Genomic DNA, 18172 nt, shown 5'->3' on the forward strand with positions numbered 1-18172 from the left:
TGAGATGACGCAAATTTCAGCGTCTCATGTCACCTCACCTTTTCCCCTCGCGTCACGACGTTTCAAGCCTTTCACCCACTTGTGTCAGGCAGTCAGCCCAACGGCTTGGTTATCAAAGGTTTTAGACCTTCCTCCCAAAGGTGACCTTGAGGCGAAACATCGTCGTTTCATCCAGTGAGCTACACCCGCTCGTCCAAGCCGCATGTCTGTCCTGATCAATGCGCTGCAAGAGTCAGCCAGCGTGGCTTTGCTCAACTATACGGTGAGACTTCTGCGTTGCTTCAGGCCATCATTACAATCAGACTAGTTACAGATTTAGCACGGCATCGGCGTCCGGTTTTAGGTGGTACTTAAGCCTTATGCCTCCACCCCATCTGTAACACTTCTTCCATGCAACAACGCCTAGGGAAACTATTTTCGTTAAGGTCTTTTCTGCTGACTAAAAAAATCCCAAACTATTTCGCTTGTTCCTACTTCCTGGCTTGATTGATTTGGGAGTTCAGCCTGAGCACCGAGCCACTCATGCCCGCCACCTTCAATGGTGTAAAACTTTACTGATGTGCCATCAGCACATTGATCATGAGTTTCCCCGCGAATATTGTCTGCATTGGGCAAGGTATCTTTTATCACCCTCGGGGAGCAACGGTTGCGGTTACTCCAGTATTGAAAGGTTGCAGGAGCTGATAGTAATGCCCTTTCCGAAACTCCATAGGGGACAGCTTGGTCTGCAGTTCCATGTATTAGCAATATAGAAATGGGTCGGGTCGGTTGACATATGCTCGATAAATTTTCTGGCATAGTACCAGAAACTGCTGCGATCGCAGTTACTCTATCGCTTAATTCACACCCTACTCGGTGGGCAAACATTCCCCCATTCGAAAATCCGACAACAAAAACCCTGGTAGAGTCGAGGTTATATCGATTTCCCAGATCATCCATCAAGGCATTGATAAACCCAATATCATCTGCAGTTTCGGGAGCAGCACTCCGCCGGGCATTCCAATGCTTAGCTACAGCATCAGGATAGGCCACGATAAAGCCATCCCTGTCAGCAAGGGGGTTAAAACCCGATTGCTCCATAATGCTGCCATCCCCCCCACTACCATGAAGAGCAATGACCAAAGGGACGGGCTCATTGCCCGTATAAGAAGATGGCACATACAAGTTATAGACCCGCTTCTGGCCATTTACCTGGAGAGCTTCATCCGCGTTGGCCCTAGGAAGAGTTCTTTGATAGCGCCGCACCAATTTTAATCCAGCATATAACCCCATTCCTGCTACCAAAAGACAGCCAATCAGGATAAATTGCTGAATTGGTGTACCTATTTTTAGGCGACTAATTAGGCGACTAATCATCATTTTTTCAATTTTTGAAATAAATTACACGCATAACGATTCGTCCTTAAATGAAACAAAGACATAGAGCCTAGGTTACTCATTTTAAGGAATTACCTGAACTGAACATCATTTCTTTGTTTAATAGGCAACCGCTACACAGTCCACTGTTAAGCAGATTCATCTAGGCATGCTTGCAACTTTTCAGCCATCACTTGCACATTGGGTGTTCTGAGAATGCCTAAATGATCACCGGGTACATCAAAAACAGAGAAATCCCCGATCGCAAAAGATTGCCATCCACTATCGCGGCTACCTGATTCAGGCATATCCTCAAAGGAATCACGTTCCATCGCTCGGAATAATACAACCTTGCCGGGATAAGGGGCAGGAACATATCTCCGACTCACTTGACCGCGAAATTCTGCTCGACTATCTGAAGTATGAAGAATAGAGATTTTCATCATAAACGATTTCAATCGTTTTTTAATCTTCTCAAAGAAATAAGACGCACCTTGATCAATTATCATTTTGCTGTGCAATTGTAGCCGCTTCAGAACTGACACATTGGCATGGTAATTTGGTGCTACAGAGTCCATCATAGTAACAAGAGCCACCTCGTGACCGGCAGCCCGTAACTGCTGTCCCATTTCAAAAGCAACTACGCCCCCAAAAGACATGCCGGCCAAATAATAGGGACCTTGGGGCTGAAGCTTTTGAATAGCTTGAACATACCGAGCCGCAATATTTGGGATAGTACCAAAGGTAGAATCATTTAGTGATTCAGACCCCTCTTTGATCAAATCCACCTCTTCTTGAAGATAAACCCCATACACAGGGCGATCAGCAGACAGGTGAGCCACTAATTCTTGATAGATCAAAAGACCGTAAATACAAAATAGTGGTGGCTTTGATCCGCTACTGCGCAGAGGTACTAGTTCGACTGCCTTATCTTCTTGCTGGTCTTGGCTCAGGAGCATCGCCAAAGCTTCAATGGTGGGAGACTGTAGCAGACTTGTGATAGGCAAAACCTTGCCCAGTTGCTCCTCTATCTCAGTTAACATCTGCACCGCCAACAGAGAATTGCCGCCCAATTCTAGAAAGTTATTTCGCACTCCAATAGGTTGAACTCCCAGAACCGCCTCCCAAATCTTTACCAAGTCTTGTTCCAACGCACTGCGGGGAGGAATAATATCAACTGGGTCTAGCAGTGTCTGAGACGTTGGCTGAGGTAATGCCCGCCGATCTACCTTTTGGTTGGCATTGAGTGGCATGGCTTCCAATATCACAAAGGCTGCTGGCACCATGTAATCAGGCAGCTGTTTGGCAAGTAATTGGCGCCCCTCTGCAATAATTGTAGATTGGGTCTGTTCAAGTAACCGTGTTTTATCGAGTACTATATAAGCAACTAAGCTGTGCTCACCGCTGCCCAAATCTTTAGCTGCTACGACGCCATCTTTCACTCCTGGCAATCGCCGCAAAGCCAACTCAATTTCGCCCAACTCAATGCGAATTCCTCGTAGTTTAACCTGGAAATCTGTGCGGCCCAAAAATTCTAAATTGCCGTCATCTCCCAGTCGACCCATGTCACCAGTTTTGTAAAAGAGTCGACCGTCAACAACAACAAATTTATCTCGAGCCAAGTTCTCCTGATTTAAATAGCCTTGAGTAACACCAGCTCCTCCCACATAAATCTCTCCCGAAACCCCAACAGGAACCAGGTTTTGATGGGGATCATAGAGACGTATCTCCACATTATTAAAGGGTTTCCCAACTCGAGTTTTAGCCAAATGTTTCTCGCGCGAAACTGGATAGCTAGCGCATAGAGAACTAACTTCACTACATCCGTAAAGAACACTGACATTAGCGTTTAGAAACACTTCCTTCAGTGCTTCTAGCAAATCTGGCGGAACAATATCTCCGCCCGTAAAGATATGATTAACACCTTTGAATTTTTGAACGTCTAATTTGCCTTCCTTAATGTAGTTAACTAGCCGCTGCATCAGGCTTGGCACTGTATGAAGCATGGTTAGCTGCTCTAGGGTTTGGACTAACCGAGGAAAATCTAAAACATGTTCCCGCTCTAAGATTACTAAAGTGCCTCCTGCGACCAGGGGCGAAAGTAACTCAAATAAGGAAATGCTAAAGGTAAAACGAGCTATGGCAGGCATGATATCCTGAGCATTAAACCCAAATCGGTCTTGGGTAGCCAGAATATAATTCACCAGATTTCGGTGACTAGCCATGACTCCTTTGGGTTTTCCTGTAGTGCCAGAGGTATAGATAATGTAGGCCGTCTGGTCGAAATCGACGCTGTGGTCAAGATTGTTTATTGGAAAACCATCTACGGTTGACCAGTCTTGGTCAAGGTAGACCACAGAACTTGGGGTTATTGGTAAGATAGACGCAAGGTCAGTTTGGCTCAGTAGCACTTTAGCCTGGGTGTCATCTAAAATGGCAGCGAGGCGTTCTGCCGGGTGGGTAGGATCTAAGGGTACATATACTCCACCTGCTTTGAAAATGCCGAGCAAGGCTGTTGCAATATCTAAAGACGGTTGAATACATAGTGCAACGCGATCGCCTGCTTCTATACCTAAATGCTTGAGATAATGGGCCAACTGGTTAGCCCGTTGATTCAGCAAAGCATAGGTTAAACTCTGATTCTGAGAAGTCACTGCGATCGCATCGGGAGATTGTTGAGCATGGGTCTCAATCAAGCGATAAATCGGACTTTGAGGATAATCTACTACAGCGCCCTTTAAACTCGTCAGTAGTTGCTGGTGTTCATCGACTGTAAGTAAGGGCAAGCTGGTGATAGTACACGTTGGCTGTTGCTGAATAGCCTGTAGAACTGTTTGAAAATGTCCTGACAACCGTTGAATAGTCTCAGGTAAAAATAGGTTGGCATTATAGAGCCAAGTTCCTGAAATTCCTTGCTCGAATGGAAATAGAATCAGGTGAAAATCGGAATTGCTTTCAAAATTCTGATTCTTTAGCCATACCATCCACTGATCCATGGTTTGAAACTTAAGATCGGTGGACAAGAATGTGACGACTACTCCCTGAGATTGCCCCAACAAGAACTCTCCCTCGAAATGCTGTGGCCTAGATGGTTGATCAGAGTCGTCTAAACTCTGAAGAAATGCTTCAATCTGCTGTACTAAGACCGTTATGGGTTGCTCTGGTAGGACAGAGCAACAAAATGAGGTCGTGGCATCTAGATGGAGGTCATTCAGACTGGCGTGAACGACGTTTACTGTAAAAGGGAGAACATTTTGCTGGGTGTAGCGACATAGCAGCGCGGTAAGGGCCACTAAGGTAATCACTTTGCTGTCGGCATAACCTACTGGAGACTCTTCTCTTACAGTTGAGCCGTTGAGCTTCTCAAATAGATTGCATCCAGCTTGATATTGGGTAGATGGCGTTTTGGGAAAATCGCTGGGCAGTTGTAACGTCACAATATCCTCACGACCTGACAAGTCACGGCTTTCTTCATCAACCATAGAGATCATTGCAGGACTCTGAGGAACATTCGGTATTACTAAAATATTCTTTTCACTAGAAGCAGTCAATATCGTTTGTAGCCTTGTATCTCTAACGTCCTTCATAGGATGCATGCCTTATTCTTTAATCTAAATTAAAATGATACTGATACAGTATTAAGAAATTCAGAAATATAGCCTTAATTAGCAATTCTATTCCTTAAATACAGCTCTTATGCTAGCGATGCGCATTGCTTCAAAGTTTTATCTCACCACTATCTGTAAAGGAGGTAGGGGAATGCCTCCAAGCGTTTTCGTTAGCATGAGAGCTACTCTATATGGTGATAGCAGAGGCTGGATGATAAGCGCTTATAGCTTAGCGATAATTTTACACAAAATATACAGTAGATGAGGTTGGTTAGTCGTTTGCGTTGAGCATCTAGAAATCTTTATACGCCATGACCGATATGCTAATTGGTCTGGGTCACCTACTTAATGGCGTAGAAAACTCCTGAAACCCTTGTAAATCAAGGGTCCTCACTGATATGAGGATCTTGAGACTTATTAGGTATACAAACGAGGGTAATGGGTCTCAGCCGTTGTTTTGGCTGTTTAGGTCATCCATCATGAGATCCACAAAATTTTCGATACTGCCCAGGGAACCCCTGATTAATGTTAAGTATTCATGTCCCTATTCGAAATGTTCCGGATAGTACGCCCAGCTTCTCTCAGAAGGTATTTGAAGAATTTTAGAGTTTTGTTAAGTCAGCAATTAGCAATTGCACCAACTCCCCGACCGGGGCATCTGTAATACACCCGCTATGAGCGGTTTTATCCGAGTATCAATTTTTGGGACGCTTTTAAGGAATGAGACGATGAGGCCGAACTCGGACTTTGTCTTTACAATAGTCCGGATACTTTTCTGGACAAGCGCTAAAATCCTTAACCTCTCGTTAGTTGGGCCACTGCTGAAGAGGCCTAAAAGCTGGCATCCTACCGTCGGATATCAAAAGCCATCTGAAATAATTTCTTTATGAAATCATTCGCTTGTATAAAGATTAGACTTTTCCACTAGCAGCTCTCGGATGTAAGTACTTAGATAGATGTGTATTGTGTTGTACATCTATGTTTGGAGAATTGTTATCCCGAGATTTACGTAGTCGCAGTGTGGAGAGGAGAAGGTTCTGATAAAGATTTTGTGATCGATCATGAAAGCTTTACAGCAGCTTCTTGCTAAGTGTAGCGAGCCTCAAATCTACTTTGAGAACTGTAGTTTTAGCTCCTTCTTTAGAAGATAGGCTCAACCCTTAGAGCATTACCTGCTAGGAGAAGGTGGCTCCGGATTTCAATCTAGGTAAGGTTTGTCGCCCCTCGCAAGACTTGTGAACCAAAGTTCTTGCTAATGTCGGTCTTCCCTTTGCGAAACCAAGGATTGCTATATTTGTAGCGTTTTACTAGTTTAGAGCTTAATCTAATTCATTAAATCAGGTTCTTGCCGCTAAGTAAGAGGCCTGGTTCAATGCAGTCCTGAGCATCTGAGGTCTTGATGAGCTTTAACTATAGTTTTGATTGTTCAGGCTACTTAGTCACTCAATTTTTTTACTCGAATATAGTCATAGCCCTCGACTTTTAGATATTCGGTTAAATGTCGCCTGGGCTAGATTGCAAACCCTTTGAATTTATCCACTAGGAATCTATAAGGAACCATAAACTATGAGTCACCTAGCTAAAGTTGATCACGTCACCTATGCTTGTAGCGAAGGGATGATTGAGAAGTGGGCGTGGTTTCATATCGAAGTTGAAGGCGGAAAGCTAGTAACTCGACTGGATGATGTCGATCCGGACAATCCGAGAAGCAGCATGAAACTTTGGTGCATTGACTATGGCACTTTTGGTATTGCTCTAGTTGAAGGCATCGATCGCGCAGAAAAGTCTCAAGTCACCTCATTCGTCGAAAGACACGGTGACCATAGTGTTCAGCACGTAGCTTATGATACAACAGATCTAGATAGCTTTGCAGAACGACTAAAGCAATATGGTTGCCAGCCCCTTGGAGAACCTATTTCTAAGAAAGATGCGTTTGGCTTATTAAAGCAACTATTTTGTCGGGGTTATTCTCAGCTGAGCCCTGCTGAGACTACCTTTGCAGAATATGTTCAACGCCCTAAAAGTGTAAAAGAAGAACTTGAAATTACCTTCTCTCAAAAAGCAGGGAAGGGGTTTTACCGACAGATTGAAGAAGCCATGGCCCAGGGGCAGAAAACAATGTTTACAACATTTTCTGAAATGCCTTGCCATTGGCAACTTCCTGCAGAGGAAGAATCAACTGTCATGGATCAAGCTCCAGAAAGCTTGATTAAACCACAGCCATTATCTTGATTGTGGGCTTTTGTCCCCATTTTGTAGCCCTCACCCTCAACCTTCCTCCCAGAACGGGAGCCGGATCCAAGGTCCGGCTCCCGTTCTTCCTCTTTGGGAGAACGGGATGAGGGGGCCAAACTTGCAAAAGTGAATTGCACCCCTCGACACGGGACATAGGGCAGTCGGCGGCGCAGTAATCGAGGGCGTTTTGGGTGACCACCGTCTGAATTTTCGCCGGATCGGCCATGGGTTGTAGGGCGTCGCCCAACTGTAGCAGGTAGGCTTGCTGCGCTTCGACCCGCTTGCGATCGCTGATGTATTCATAGCAGCCCAGCACACCAATATCTCGTGTGTCGGCTTGGCCCCCGATTTGAGCAAGAGTCAGGCCCAGATTGCGGGCCAAGGTGGTGTTGCCGCCCAGATAGCGCGACTCGCGAGGCGTAGGCTGAATATCGGCGATCGGTATCGACGCTGTAGTTTTCTAAGCGTAGCGGTGCCCCGGGGATAAGCCATTTCCAATAGCGTCTGCTCCGCCGCACAGAGCCGGTCAATCGTCGCCTTGGTTCGGTTCCGAGGGCATTCATGACCACCAACCGAGCCACCAGAATCGAGATGAACTCGTTCAACTCTTTTTTGGTGAGCTTGGTGCGATCGCCCTTTTTGATGCGTTGCTCCATCGCGGCGATAATTTCGGCGCGGGTGGTATCGAAGGTTTGAGCGAGAGAGGCCATCGCTATGGACAGTTAAGCGGAAACGGCCTCGTCTACGGGTTCAGTTGTGGCAGTCAGTAAAGTTATAGCGGTATAAACAACCCTATATCGTTATGTCAGTGTCGAGGCTGTTAAATTGCTGTACCTTAGACACGACTCTTTTCTCCAACCCTTCCCCGTAAAGCTGTCAGGAGTGTTGAACTTTGGTGAACTAATTTTCTACAGTGTGTCGCTATGTAAATAAGTGTGGTTCTGTACAGGTTGCGCGATCTAATCCTCACATTTTAAGTGAAAATCCTTTAAGTGGAAAATCTAGCAATCTTAGCTTGGATGTGCTCTTAACGATTTCCTGAATTGATACCCCACTCACCCCATCAGCAGAATTTTCTTGCAAGAAAATTCTGCTGATGGGGTGATCATGTATTTCCTTAGATTAGATGTATTGATTAATCTTTCTTCCAAATAGCTTTAGATGTGATGACACCATTGCTCTCGTCGTCGCTTATTCAAAATCTCAAAAATCGGAAGGAGTTCAATGTCAAATCAAGATTAGGATCGATGGTTTGCCTACAGGCAGAACACCCCTTTAGCATTGGATACAGTTTGCTTTGATAATCCATATCTTGGCACATATTTGGAGTCGAATCTCATGCCAGAAATGATCTTGCCGGGTACCTACATTGAAGTTCGAGCAGAAGGACTAATTAGCGCAGGCCGAGTGTCAACAGGCAACATTGGGATTGTGGGCACAGCATCCAAAGGCCCCATTGATGAGGTGATGCTACTGAGCAGTTTGTCCGAAGCCAAGGTTATTTTTGGGGAAAGCGACGAATGGAAAGGGGGCGATTCTAATGAGCTAACCCTCATCCGCGCTCTGGATTTGATTTATAGAAATGGTGGGCAGACGGTTTATGCAGTGCGGACGGCTACATCAGGAGCGGGGGCAACTGCAAAGCTCACCCTCAAGACTGGTAACAATCAACTACTCGACCTAGAAGCACTAACGCCGGGAACATGGGGGAATGGGATCTCGGTTACCGCAACGGTTGACGCCACCAAAACCCCCAAAGGCATCCTTGAAATTGCCCATGGTGTGGCCCAAGAAACCTATGGATTTGACACTATTACAGCGCTATCTGAAGCCATCGTTAAACGATCAGCATTGATTAAATCGGTTAAAGTATATACGTCCAATGCCGATAAGCTCCCGGATGTTGCGGAGGCAACGAAATTCTCAGGAGGAACCGATGGTGCCAATGCAACCAATACTGACTACGCCCGTAGTTTAGCGCTATTAGAGAATGAGATTGTCAATATTGTGGTGTTGGCGGGGCAAGGGGTAACCCGCCAAGTTACCGCCGCTGCCTCTCTACTCGAAGGACATCTTAAAGCAACTGCGGGCATTAAGCGAGAGCGTATTGGCGTTATTGGCAGCGGCTTTGTTAACGGAAAGGATGATCTCGATGATATTGCCCAGCATTCGTTTAACAACGATCGACTGATTTTTGTTGCCCCTGGGGTGTCGGTATCGGAACAAGGCAAATCTGTGCAACTGCCCGGTAGTTATACGGCGGGGGCAATTGCCGGATTAATCTCATCTCTTGCCGTGCAGGCCAGCCCAACCAACAAAGTGCTAGCCATTGATGGATTAACCACCGAATTTAATAGTGCTAAGCTCAGCAAACTGGTGCAGAGCAAGGTACTGACGATTGAGAAGCGCAACGGGTTTCGCGTGGTGAAGGGGGTTACCACTAATGATGAAGCCTGGAGTCAGATTACCACCCGACGGATTGTGGATTATGCCATTTATGGAGTGCGATCGGGATGCGATCCTTACATTGGCAAACTCAATAATGAGCGGGTTCGAGGCGCAATGAAAGCCACCCTTGACGGGTTTTTGACGCGCATGGTTGATAATGAAGCGTTGGTCAGCTATTCCTTAGAGGTATCGGCTACCCGTGCCCAAGAAATTTCTGGAGAGGCGATTGTAATCATGACGCTGATGCCAACCTTTAGCATCGACTTTATCAAGGTGACGATGTATCTGGTTTAGGTGCCCACAGTAGGCAACTACTTCACAAAGCAACACCTAAGAGAACACAGACTAAAGTACTAAAAGGAACGAGTTGCTATTATGCCGAATGCCAATGTGTTTCGCGGATCAGATGCGTCGCTGGTTTTAGCCGTGGATAATGGAGAGTCGGTAGAAGGCCAGTTGGCCGACGGTTTGATTGGCGAGTATGACTTCTCTAGCATTGTCGGGCGCCTACAAAATGTGCAGGTCAAAGTTGAGAATGAACTGCGGCCCTACCATGAGCTGGGAAAGCGGTTTGCCACCGAATTGCGGCCTGGCAATATCAATGTCAGTGGGTTTGTGGAACGGGCCCACATTAATGGGGCGTTGATTCGCCTATTGTTGGGCGATGGGGCTACTAGTCCACCCCCGACCGGAACCATTCCCCAGCCCTCGTTCAACATTGTGATTAATCTAACCAACCCATCTTTGCCCGAAAATAGCAGCATCTTGACGGTGTTTGGAGTAAAGTTTGAAAGCTGGAGCTTTAGTTTGCCAGAAGATGACTTTGTGATGGAATCGGTCACTTTTCGAGCACTGCGAATGAGTAGTGAGGAATCGGGCAGTTAGGAAACTAGAGAATAATTGATGACACCGACAGAACTAACGCCTGACGATTTGCTGGCCGGGGCAGCGATCGCCTTTGACATCACCATTCCCGCCGATATTTTAGATCCGGGAAATTCGGAGAATGGCTCTTCTAGCCATTCTGGCGAGGAGAAAATTGTGCGTCTGCGCCCCCTCACCATTGGCACCTTTCAACTCATTATGAAAGCGGCTCGCAACGATCCGGGACTGATTCCTCTACTGATGATTAAAGAGTCGCTGGTGCAGCCCAAACTTTCTCTGGAGCAAGCCCGCAGCATGCATCTGGGGTTAGTCAACTTTCTCATCGCCCAAATTCGACAGATCAGCGGTCTCTCGGAAAAAAAAACATGATTGACCTCAGTGCCTTTCCCCTGGTGACAGCAGGGTATCGACTGGCGCGGGCGTTTGGGTGGACACCTCAACAAATGCAATCCATGACCATGGGACAAATCGCTATCTACCTGCAACTCTTGGATGAGGAGACCCGCCGTGGAACTCCCGAAGGATGACTCATCGAATTTTGATGCTTTAGCCGAAGTTGGGAGCCAGATCCAGCAAGAGGTTTGGGAACTCCAGAGCAGTCTTGTCATGGGTTTCGAGGTACCGGTTGCTTTACGTCCTGAAGACTGGGCTGAACTCAGCCGCCTGCAAGCTGACATGGATACCGCACTGGAGGTTTGCGGGATGTGTCAAACACTAGCCTATCAGCTGACCTCTGGGTTTATCCCCTCTGGGTTCGGTGCCAATGCTGGCCATAGGACGGACAACAGTGACGCTGACGGCGCGGCCCAGCCCCATGGACAACCTCAGCCCAATGGTTTGGCTCAACCTCCTGCTACGTCTAGAAATACGCCCATCCAACGGTTAAGCCAGCCCCAGGCTCGACCCGATTCTGGCAATGCCTTATCAGCTCCGTTTACTTCTGAAACGCTTGATTTTGGCTTTGGGCTGGGGCCGGAGACCCCTGGTCAGAGCCTGATCGATACCCCTGACCCGATAGATCGAAGTCTGGAGGCTTATGACCGGGGGGGCCATAGCCCTGACCCTGAATGGGTTGGAGCCCCCACCGTAAAAAAAGACACCCTGGGGCCAACGATTCCTCTGCCCTCGCTCTCTAACCATCCTTCCCGGTTTGACCAGAATGGTGGAGTTGACCAGCCGAGAGGTGCTCCAGCGGCATTGACATCAGCCCCGTCGCCGCCGCCCCTACCCCTACCCTCTGACCTGGGGTATGGACAGAGCCTAGCTGAGGATACAGCCACGCCCCAGGCTCCGCCCCGACTGCCAGACATTGGAAGAGCCGGGACTGGCAGCTCTTACCCATTGCCGACACAACCCATTGCGGGGGATAACGAGCGATCCCCCGCCTCAGCGCCTCTACCCGTTAAAGGGCTGCGGGATCTGGCGCAATGGCTAGAAACAGACCAACCAACGCTTCAATCTGCCTTTTCTGAATCGCCCCAATCTGGGGGCATTAAACCCTCTGCTTCCCCCCAGAATAGGCCCAAAGGCATGCTGCGCGAGGCGGCGGCGGGTGAGGCAAATCCTATTGAGATTGAGCAACCTCCAGAGTTTCAGTCCTCTAGCCAAAACCAACCCCCTTATTTTGAGCCTGCTGTCACCCCCACCGCCGCTGAGGGTGGGTTGCAGGCAGAGCGCCTTAGCCCTGGGCAACCGGAAGATCGATTCTCGCTGCAAGAGGCTACGCCAATCTCCGCGATCGCCCCTAGCCGAGCATCAACCTCCCCCAGCAACGAGACGCCGAGCCTGGGACAACAGTCGCGCAATGGCTGGTTGGTTGACAATCAAAGCTTTCCTGGCCAAAGCACTCCCGATCAGGATGGGGATACAGCCCGCCCGCTCAAAGCCGTTCCCCAGCTCGCCGATCTGCCGCCCAAGGGGGTGAGCCGCATGCAGCATCAAGCAGAACGGCCATCGCTTCATCCAGAACGTTCAGATGTATCGCCAGAAGAGGGGATTGGCGGATGGGAGAGACCGGCCACACCCCAGGCAATGCCCACCGCACCAGAGCCTGGCCGATGGGTGTCTAGCCCCAATGGCCCCCTCAATTTTCCTGAACCGATGGCTGCAACTCCAGATCGACCGACCCCCCTACCGGACATGGAGGATGTACTAGACGCCATTGCCCAGGAAATTTCCCGTGAATACCGTCAGTTCTATGGATACTAACCATGCCCATTGAACTGGCTAAAATTCAGCTCAATCGGGTGCATAGGGTAGACACCCTGGAACGGGCGGCCCTGGTGCATCACCATGTACCGGGGATGGAGGGCAACGCCACCCAAAACCTGGGGCGCGACTCGGTACGACTGCAAATTGAGGGCATTTTTTACGGCACCAAGGCCGGGGCCGACCTAGAAACCCTGCGTAAGGCATATAAAGCGCGGGAACCGGTAGATTTTTTAGCCGATATTGTGGGGCAGGCCTACTTTGCCCAGGTGCTGCTAGAAACCTTTGAGGTAGTCCAGGCGGCGGAACTGCCCGACCAGTTTAGCTATCGGCTCACCATTGCTGAATATGTGCCGCCCAAGAAGTCTGCGGCGCAAAACAAGGCGGCGGTGAACAGTGCCGTAAAAATGAAAGCCCAGGCCATGATGGATATCGCGTCGCTGCCCGATGCCATATCCCTGGGGTCTATCCCTGAGTTAACTAACCCGGCAGAGCCATTAACCGGGGCCATGGGCGATATCACTGCCGCCACGGGGGGGCTGTCTGATGTCGGAGCTGGCTTCAATGCTCTGGCTGGCGTAGAGGTAATCGTTCCAGAAACCGCTCCACCTGCCACTGGGGTGGAGCTGGTGGAGCTGGATTGGTCTCCTGTTAGCGTTTCTAGCCAAGACTTGCTGAAGGCAGGGGTTTCGGCTCAAAGCCTGCTCGATCGAGGAGCTTCTGTTGACGCGCTGATTGAGGCGGGGGCAACCACCCATGGGTTACTGGCGGCTGGGGTCTCGGATGCTGACCTGGCAAAAGCTGGGGTCTCTCAGGCCGATCTGGACGCTGCCAAGCAGGTCAAAGACACTCTGGAGGCAGAGGCTAAGGCTCTATGGGTGGCGATCGCCTTCACCGATCCCAATGGATTTCCCTTTGCGAACCAGCCTTATCACATTACGTTGCCTCATGGAGCTATCCAAACGGGGACTCTAGATGCCCAGGGGCAGGCTCAGATTGAGGTCATTGCTCAGGGAAATTGTGCGATCGCTTTTCCGGAACTGGATAGTGAAGTCTGGCAACAATTGGTCATTCGGGAACCAGACCAGGGCACAACCGATGAAGCATCTGAACTGCCCGCACCCGATCAGAGACTAGAAGATTCTGAAACAAAAACGGCACCTGGATGGATTACCCTGCGAATTGAGGACGCAGAGGGTAATCCTTTTAGTAATGCAACCTATCAAATCACTCGACCGGATGGCACGACTTCAGTGTCAGCCATCCTTGATGAGCAAGGACAGGTTCGCCTTGATGCCGTCATTCCTGGCGAGTACAGGCTGACCCTCCAGGAGTTGTCAGAGGATAGTCCAGTTACAACGGGGTGGGTGACCCTGCAAATTGAGGATGCAGACGGCAATCCTGTTGTTAATAACACCTATCAAATCACTCGACCAGACGGCACGACTTCAGTGTCAGCCATCCTTGATGAGCAGGGACAGGTTTGTCTTGATGCCGTTATGCCTGGCGAGTACAGGCTGACTCTCCAGGAGTTGTCAGAGGATAGTCCAGTTACAACGGGCTGGGTGACTCTACAAATTGAGGATGCAGAGGGTAATCCTTTTAGTAATGCAACCTATCAAATCACTCGACCGGATGGCACGACTTCAGTGTCAGCCATCCTTGATGACCAAGGACAGGTTTGTCTTGATGCCGTTATGCCTGGCGAGTACAGGCTGACTCTCCAGGAATCGTCAGAGGATAGTCCAGTTACAACGGGGTGGGTGACCCTGCAAATTGAGGATCAGGAGGGTCGTCCCCTAAGTCATGCCATCTATCAGCTGGTGCGCCCTGACGGCAGCATGACTCCGGCTGCAACGCTGGACGATCGCGGGCAGGTTCAAATCGATCGTGTATTGTCTGGAGAATACTTACTCAATGTTCTGGAGCAGGTATGGAGAATTGTTGTTACTGATGCGGAGAATAACCCTGTGGGGAATGAGCCGTTTGAATTGAGGGATCAGGCTGGAAATTTGGTGGTTGGCGGTACTCTAGACGATCGCGGTGCTGCGGTTATTCTGGGTCTGGCGATCGGAGATTATACGCTTGAATTTTTGAATCGGGAGGCAAGTGAGTGGAGCATTAGCCTGGTTGAACCGTCAAATCTGTAATTGAGCCGTAACGTCAGTTTTTCTAACTTCAGCAACATTCAGACCAACATTGAAAATTTTAACCTATGGTTACAACGCCGCTCACAATCAAATTCACAATCACCTCTGACCAGATTGCTAAAACAGAAGAAGAAGCGAAACAAAAACCTCCCATCCGGCTGGTAATTCAGCGGCAGTCTACAACGGATGAGCAGGTATTGACAGATGCGGATGCGGATGAGGTCCGAACGCTCAACCTGATTGTTGAAGACAGAAAGGGCATTGGTTATACCCTCGATGATGGCATCAACCCAGCCAGCCAGGGTGTAGTTGCAGAAGATGGCTTACTGATTCATCTGATCTCTCCTCTGGCGGTGGGCTGTTCGCTAAAGTTTGAAGGGGATACAGAAGCGATCGCACTGACCTTGGATCGATCGGGTGATGACGAAGATACGTTGCTAGACGAAATCTTAGAAGATGAAGAGGAGGATATTGAAGAAACCTTCGAGAATCTTGCTGAAGATGAGGATGAGGAAAGGGTACTCTCTCTGCTAGTCATTGAAAAAGCGAGCCAATCTTACGAACTGAATGACGGCATCAGCTCCAGTAGAGGAACGGTGGATGAGGATGGGGTTCTTATCCACCCGATTTCTGCTCAATCCAAAGGTTGCACATTGAGGTTTGACGGAGATGAAGAAACTGTTAAACTAATATTCTTGCCTTGATTCTTAAGGAACCTATATCAGCAACCTGAGGACTATTACTGTAGGTTCCTTAAGAGTTCTGTATCTGTCACTTTGAGTGGCTCAGACATCATCTACTAGAGCGTATCATAAAAATTTTTGATAGGCAGATGCTGGTATTCCTGATAATCTCCCAATATCAGCAACTTCTTTGTTGCCAGTGTCATTTGTTTTATCATTTTCATGAAAGCCCTTATAAAATTTGTTTGTTTCAAGAGCTGCTTTCTTATTTCTTCCCTTTGCATATGCTTGAATTACCGCAATACTTTCCACGTTACCTAGTTCAACTAGTTCTGAAAAATGATCTGTGAGGTACTTTAAATAAGCGCAATGAACAGCCCTAACTCGCTGGTCAGAGGCATTTTTTTGCTTTCCTGTGATTTCAAGTATGAATCTATCTCGTTGCTCACCCTCACTAAATCTTCTTACGAAGTCTAAAATCTGATCCTTTTGTTGTGTGGTAATAAGCCCCTCAGTACTACCAAAATTGAGTGTGGTAGTGATTTCATTTATTGGTTGTGAGCGGTTGTTTAAAACTTGATTAATGCTGGGATCGATCAATGCATTAGCGTGGGAAGGAAACTGAAAGGTACGATTTACTGGGTTAATATTCTGAGCAAGTTGCATATAGGCGTGTCGAACTTTAAAGGCCGTAAAATCGAAATCAATCGATCCTCCGTAAAGCTGTAAAAGCCTGCCATAAACTGACAAACATTCATTCATATTCAAACTTTGAATCGCCTGAACACCCTTCAAGAAGCCTGTCCTTAGCCAGTTCTTAGCGTCTTGCCAATTTTGGTGATTGATGTTTGCTGGAAAAGATGGATAGACACCTGCGCGATTCAGCAGCGTCCCGTCATCAGCCAGAAATTCTTGATGTGCCTGAAATGGGGTGCGCGGAACAATGCTTTCATAGAAATAGCGTTGAAAATAACTATCCCAATCATAAACTACTGGGGGAGTTTGACCAGGAGGAAGTGCCGCAGACATCAATGCCTGAAGGTTTGAGGTTGGAGCATCCCCGCTCGCTTTATCCAACTGGGAATATAATATGTTACCCCCAGGTGATTCACCATTAGTTAAAAGATATGACAGATATTTATCACCGTCAGTATTACCCGGTGCGCTAGCCATACGCTTGGGCAAGCTTCCAGGATTATACTGATGCAAAAAGGCATCATTATCAATAACTCCAATAGGATTATTTGCCTTATTGACGGCATTAGCACTATAGGTTTTATGGATATAAAATGCATTCCCTTTATTAAACATATAATAGCGATCGCCGTTTCCCAATAGTGAATCGATCGCGAAAATGATTCCTGCTCGCTCCATAAAGGCTTGATTTCTCAGAATCCACTTTGTTCGGATATAGTTCCTCACAATCTCCTGAAAGACTGCATCACTAAGATAGCTCCGATTCTGAAGTAACGTTTGGGCAGATACCTGAAGGGGGTTGCTCTGATTTTTGGCCGTTAAGAATTCATCTAAATCTGCGCTACACTCTACAATAGAGTAGGCATTTGGTTGTGGATTAGGGCTAGGGGCTGGTTGTGCGAATGGATTGGCAATCAGGTTTTGAAACGGATCAGAACCACCCGTTACAGGAGCGAATGCCTTCATGATAATCAGATAAGCAGGTTTTGCTTTAGAGGCTGGCGCTAAGTCCTTAATGGCTGCATTATATTTTGCTTTTTTGCTGGGGTCTCCGTTCCAAGTAGGATGTATTTTCTGAGGGTCGGTCATTGCCTGAATCAGTTTCATGCCTTCGGTTTGCCATTGCCCATGATCTGACCAGTCAAGTTCAACAACTAAACTTTTAGGAAGTTTGACGATTTTATTTCCGTTGTCAACACCTGCCTCCCTAAGAACGTATTCTGCAAAAAGTGTCTGCTGAGGAGCATTCGTCCTTTTGATAACGTAAGCCATATGCCCTTCAGGTTGAGCATTGTTATTCCGATCTTTCTTGAAAAGAAAGAAAGCACCTCCCTGTGCCCCTGAACTGGAGACCCCAAAGGAGTGGACGTCATTAATCCAGTTCTGGTTTGCAAAAAATTGCCTCATCCTCATCTTTTCGGGATTGGCACCACGACCGAGGGCATTCCAGTCAATATTCTGAATATCTGCTCTATTGCCACTGAGATTGAGCGTATAGAACTTGCTCAGCTTCAGTGGAGTATCAATCTGCGGCATGGTGCGTTCCTTTGTGAAATGCTTTTGCGTAGCGCGAGAATACAAAAAGTAAATTAAATAATTGACTTCTGCAAGAAGGCCTATAGATTAATGCAAAGCCTAAAAGTGCTTTAAGCTACAGAAGAATAGAAGATTTTCTGTGTCAAATGCCACTTTAAATTAAAAAATCTAGATAATCCTACTACGGATACTTTATACGCTGATGTTCGTTGCGTTATTTTCTTTATTCTTCATATAAATATTGATTCGTTCGCAGCCGCTGGGCTTCATAATTGTGTAGCTACGAAGGGTTGGCATCATTCTGTTTCAGGCTTCAGAAGCTTAACCCTTTGTTTGAAGCATCCCCTTTCGCGATCGGTTCTCATCG

General features: G+C 47.6%; 12 protein-coding genes. 8 read left to right on the forward strand and 4 right to left on the reverse strand.

All coding sequences use genetic code 11. The features are described 5' to 3' along the window. Positions 1-420: 420 nt before the first annotated feature. Together AC0QKW_RS24585 and AC0QKW_RS24590 are read right to left on the reverse strand one after the other, a co-directional pair. Positions 421-1359, reverse strand: coding sequence for an extracellular catalytic domain type 1 short-chain-length polyhydroxyalkanoate depolymerase (locus AC0QKW_RS24585; RefSeq protein ID WP_473153755.1), 939 nt, complete (start codon positions 1357-1359; stop codon positions 421-423). A gap of 146 nt (positions 1360-1505) precedes the next feature. Next, a complete protein-coding gene (locus AC0QKW_RS24590) occupies positions 1506-4943 on the reverse strand; it encodes a non-ribosomal peptide synthetase (RefSeq protein WP_473153756.1) in 3438 nt (1145 codons plus the stop codon). A 1587-nt stretch (positions 4944-6530) separates the two neighbouring features. Here AC0QKW_RS24590 and AC0QKW_RS24595 point away from each other — a divergent pair. Next, positions 6531-7196, forward strand: coding sequence for a VOC family protein (locus AC0QKW_RS24595; RefSeq protein WP_473153757.1), 666 nt, complete (start codon positions 6531-6533; stop codon positions 7194-7196). 302 nt (positions 7197-7498) lie between these two features. Here AC0QKW_RS24595 and AC0QKW_RS24600 read toward each other — a convergent pair whose 3' ends face one another. Next, the gene (locus AC0QKW_RS24600; RefSeq protein WP_473153758.1) at positions 7499-7909 is read right to left on the reverse strand and encodes a hypothetical protein; all 411 of its coding nucleotides are present in this window, start codon (positions 7907-7909) and stop codon (positions 7499-7501) included. A gap of 628 nt (positions 7910-8537) precedes the next feature. On the opposite strand from AC0QKW_RS24600, the gene AC0QKW_RS24605 reads away from it, so the two are divergent. From AC0QKW_RS24605 to AC0QKW_RS24635, 7 genes are all read left to right on the forward strand, one after another. Beyond that, positions 8538-9941 carry a phage tail sheath C-terminal domain-containing protein gene (locus tag AC0QKW_RS24605; protein WP_473153759.1) on the forward strand — a complete coding sequence of 468 codons (1404 nt, stop codon included), beginning with the start codon at positions 8538-8540 and terminating at the stop codon, positions 9939-9941. Positions 9942-10022: 81 nt separating this feature from the next. Beyond that, a complete protein-coding gene (locus AC0QKW_RS24610; RefSeq protein ID WP_473153760.1) occupies positions 10023-10532 on the forward strand; it encodes a hypothetical protein in 510 nt (169 codons plus the stop codon). Between the two features lie 18 nt (positions 10533-10550). After that, complete coding sequence (locus AC0QKW_RS24615) at positions 10551-10901, forward strand: hypothetical protein (RefSeq protein ID WP_473153761.1); 351 nt, start codon at positions 10551-10553, stop codon at positions 10899-10901. Next, positions 10898-11059 (forward strand): hypothetical protein, encoded by a 162-nt coding sequence (locus AC0QKW_RS24620; protein WP_473153762.1) that lies wholly within the window; start codon positions 10898-10900, stop codon positions 11057-11059. The genes AC0QKW_RS24615 and AC0QKW_RS24620 overlap by 4 nt, the downstream gene beginning before the upstream one ends. A gap of 175 nt (positions 11060-11234) precedes the next feature. Next, positions 11235-12740, forward strand: a complete 1506-nt coding sequence (locus AC0QKW_RS24625; RefSeq protein WP_473153763.1) for a DNA polymerase III subunit gamma/tau domain-containing protein — start codon at positions 11235-11237, stop codon at positions 12738-12740. A 2-nt stretch (positions 12741-12742) separates the two neighbouring features. After that, positions 12743-14890: an MSCRAMM family protein gene (locus AC0QKW_RS24630; protein WP_473153764.1), complete on the forward strand. Its 2148-nt coding sequence runs from the start codon at positions 12743-12745 to the stop codon at positions 14888-14890. A 65-nt stretch (positions 14891-14955) separates the two neighbouring features. Beyond that, a complete protein-coding gene (locus AC0QKW_RS24635) occupies positions 14956-15594 on the forward strand; it encodes a hypothetical protein (RefSeq protein WP_473153765.1) in 639 nt (212 codons plus the stop codon). Between the two features lie 105 nt (positions 15595-15699). On the opposite strand, the gene AC0QKW_RS24640 is transcribed toward AC0QKW_RS24635, so the two are convergent. Further along, positions 15700-17805 carry a hypothetical protein gene (locus AC0QKW_RS24640; protein ID WP_473153766.1) on the reverse strand — a complete coding sequence of 702 codons (2106 nt, stop codon included), beginning with the start codon at positions 17803-17805 and terminating at the stop codon, positions 15700-15702. Positions 17806-18172 lie beyond the last annotated feature (367 nt).

The sequence above is a fragment of the Pseudanabaena sp. PCC 9330 genome, assembly GCF_055795045.1.

Excerpts from the sequence above, each read along its gene's own strand:
- AC0QKW_RS24585 (WP_473153755.1), bottom strand. The coding sequence starts at position 1,359 with ATGATGATTAGTCGCCTAATTAGTCGCCTAAAAATAGGTACACCAATT.
- AC0QKW_RS24590 (WP_473153756.1), bottom strand. The coding sequence starts at position 4,943 with ATGAAGGACGTTAGAGATACAAGGCTACAAACGATATTGACTGCTTCT.
- AC0QKW_RS24595 (WP_473153757.1), top strand. The coding sequence starts at position 6,531 with ATGAGTCACCTAGCTAAAGTTGATCACGTCACCTATGCTTGTAGCGAA.
- AC0QKW_RS24600 (WP_473153758.1), bottom strand. The coding sequence starts at position 7,909 with ATGGCCTCTCTCGCTCAAACCTTCGATACCACCCGCGCCGAAATTATC.
- AC0QKW_RS24605 (WP_473153759.1), top strand. The coding sequence starts at position 8,538 with ATGCCAGAAATGATCTTGCCGGGTACCTACATTGAAGTTCGAGCAGAA.
- AC0QKW_RS24610 (WP_473153760.1), top strand. The coding sequence starts at position 10,023 with ATGCCGAATGCCAATGTGTTTCGCGGATCAGATGCGTCGCTGGTTTTA.
- AC0QKW_RS24615 (WP_473153761.1), top strand. The coding sequence starts at position 10,551 with ATGACACCGACAGAACTAACGCCTGACGATTTGCTGGCCGGGGCAGCG.
- AC0QKW_RS24620 (WP_473153762.1), top strand. The coding sequence starts at position 10,898 with ATGATTGACCTCAGTGCCTTTCCCCTGGTGACAGCAGGGTATCGACTG.
- AC0QKW_RS24625 (WP_473153763.1), top strand. The coding sequence starts at position 11,235 with ATGTGTCAAACACTAGCCTATCAGCTGACCTCTGGGTTTATCCCCTCT.
- AC0QKW_RS24630 (WP_473153764.1), top strand. The coding sequence starts at position 12,743 with ATGCCCATTGAACTGGCTAAAATTCAGCTCAATCGGGTGCATAGGGTA.
- AC0QKW_RS24635 (WP_473153765.1), top strand. The coding sequence starts at position 14,956 with ATGGTTACAACGCCGCTCACAATCAAATTCACAATCACCTCTGACCAG.
- AC0QKW_RS24640 (WP_473153766.1), bottom strand. The coding sequence starts at position 17,805 with ATGCCGCAGATTGATACTCCACTGAAGCTGAGCAAGTTCTATACGCTC.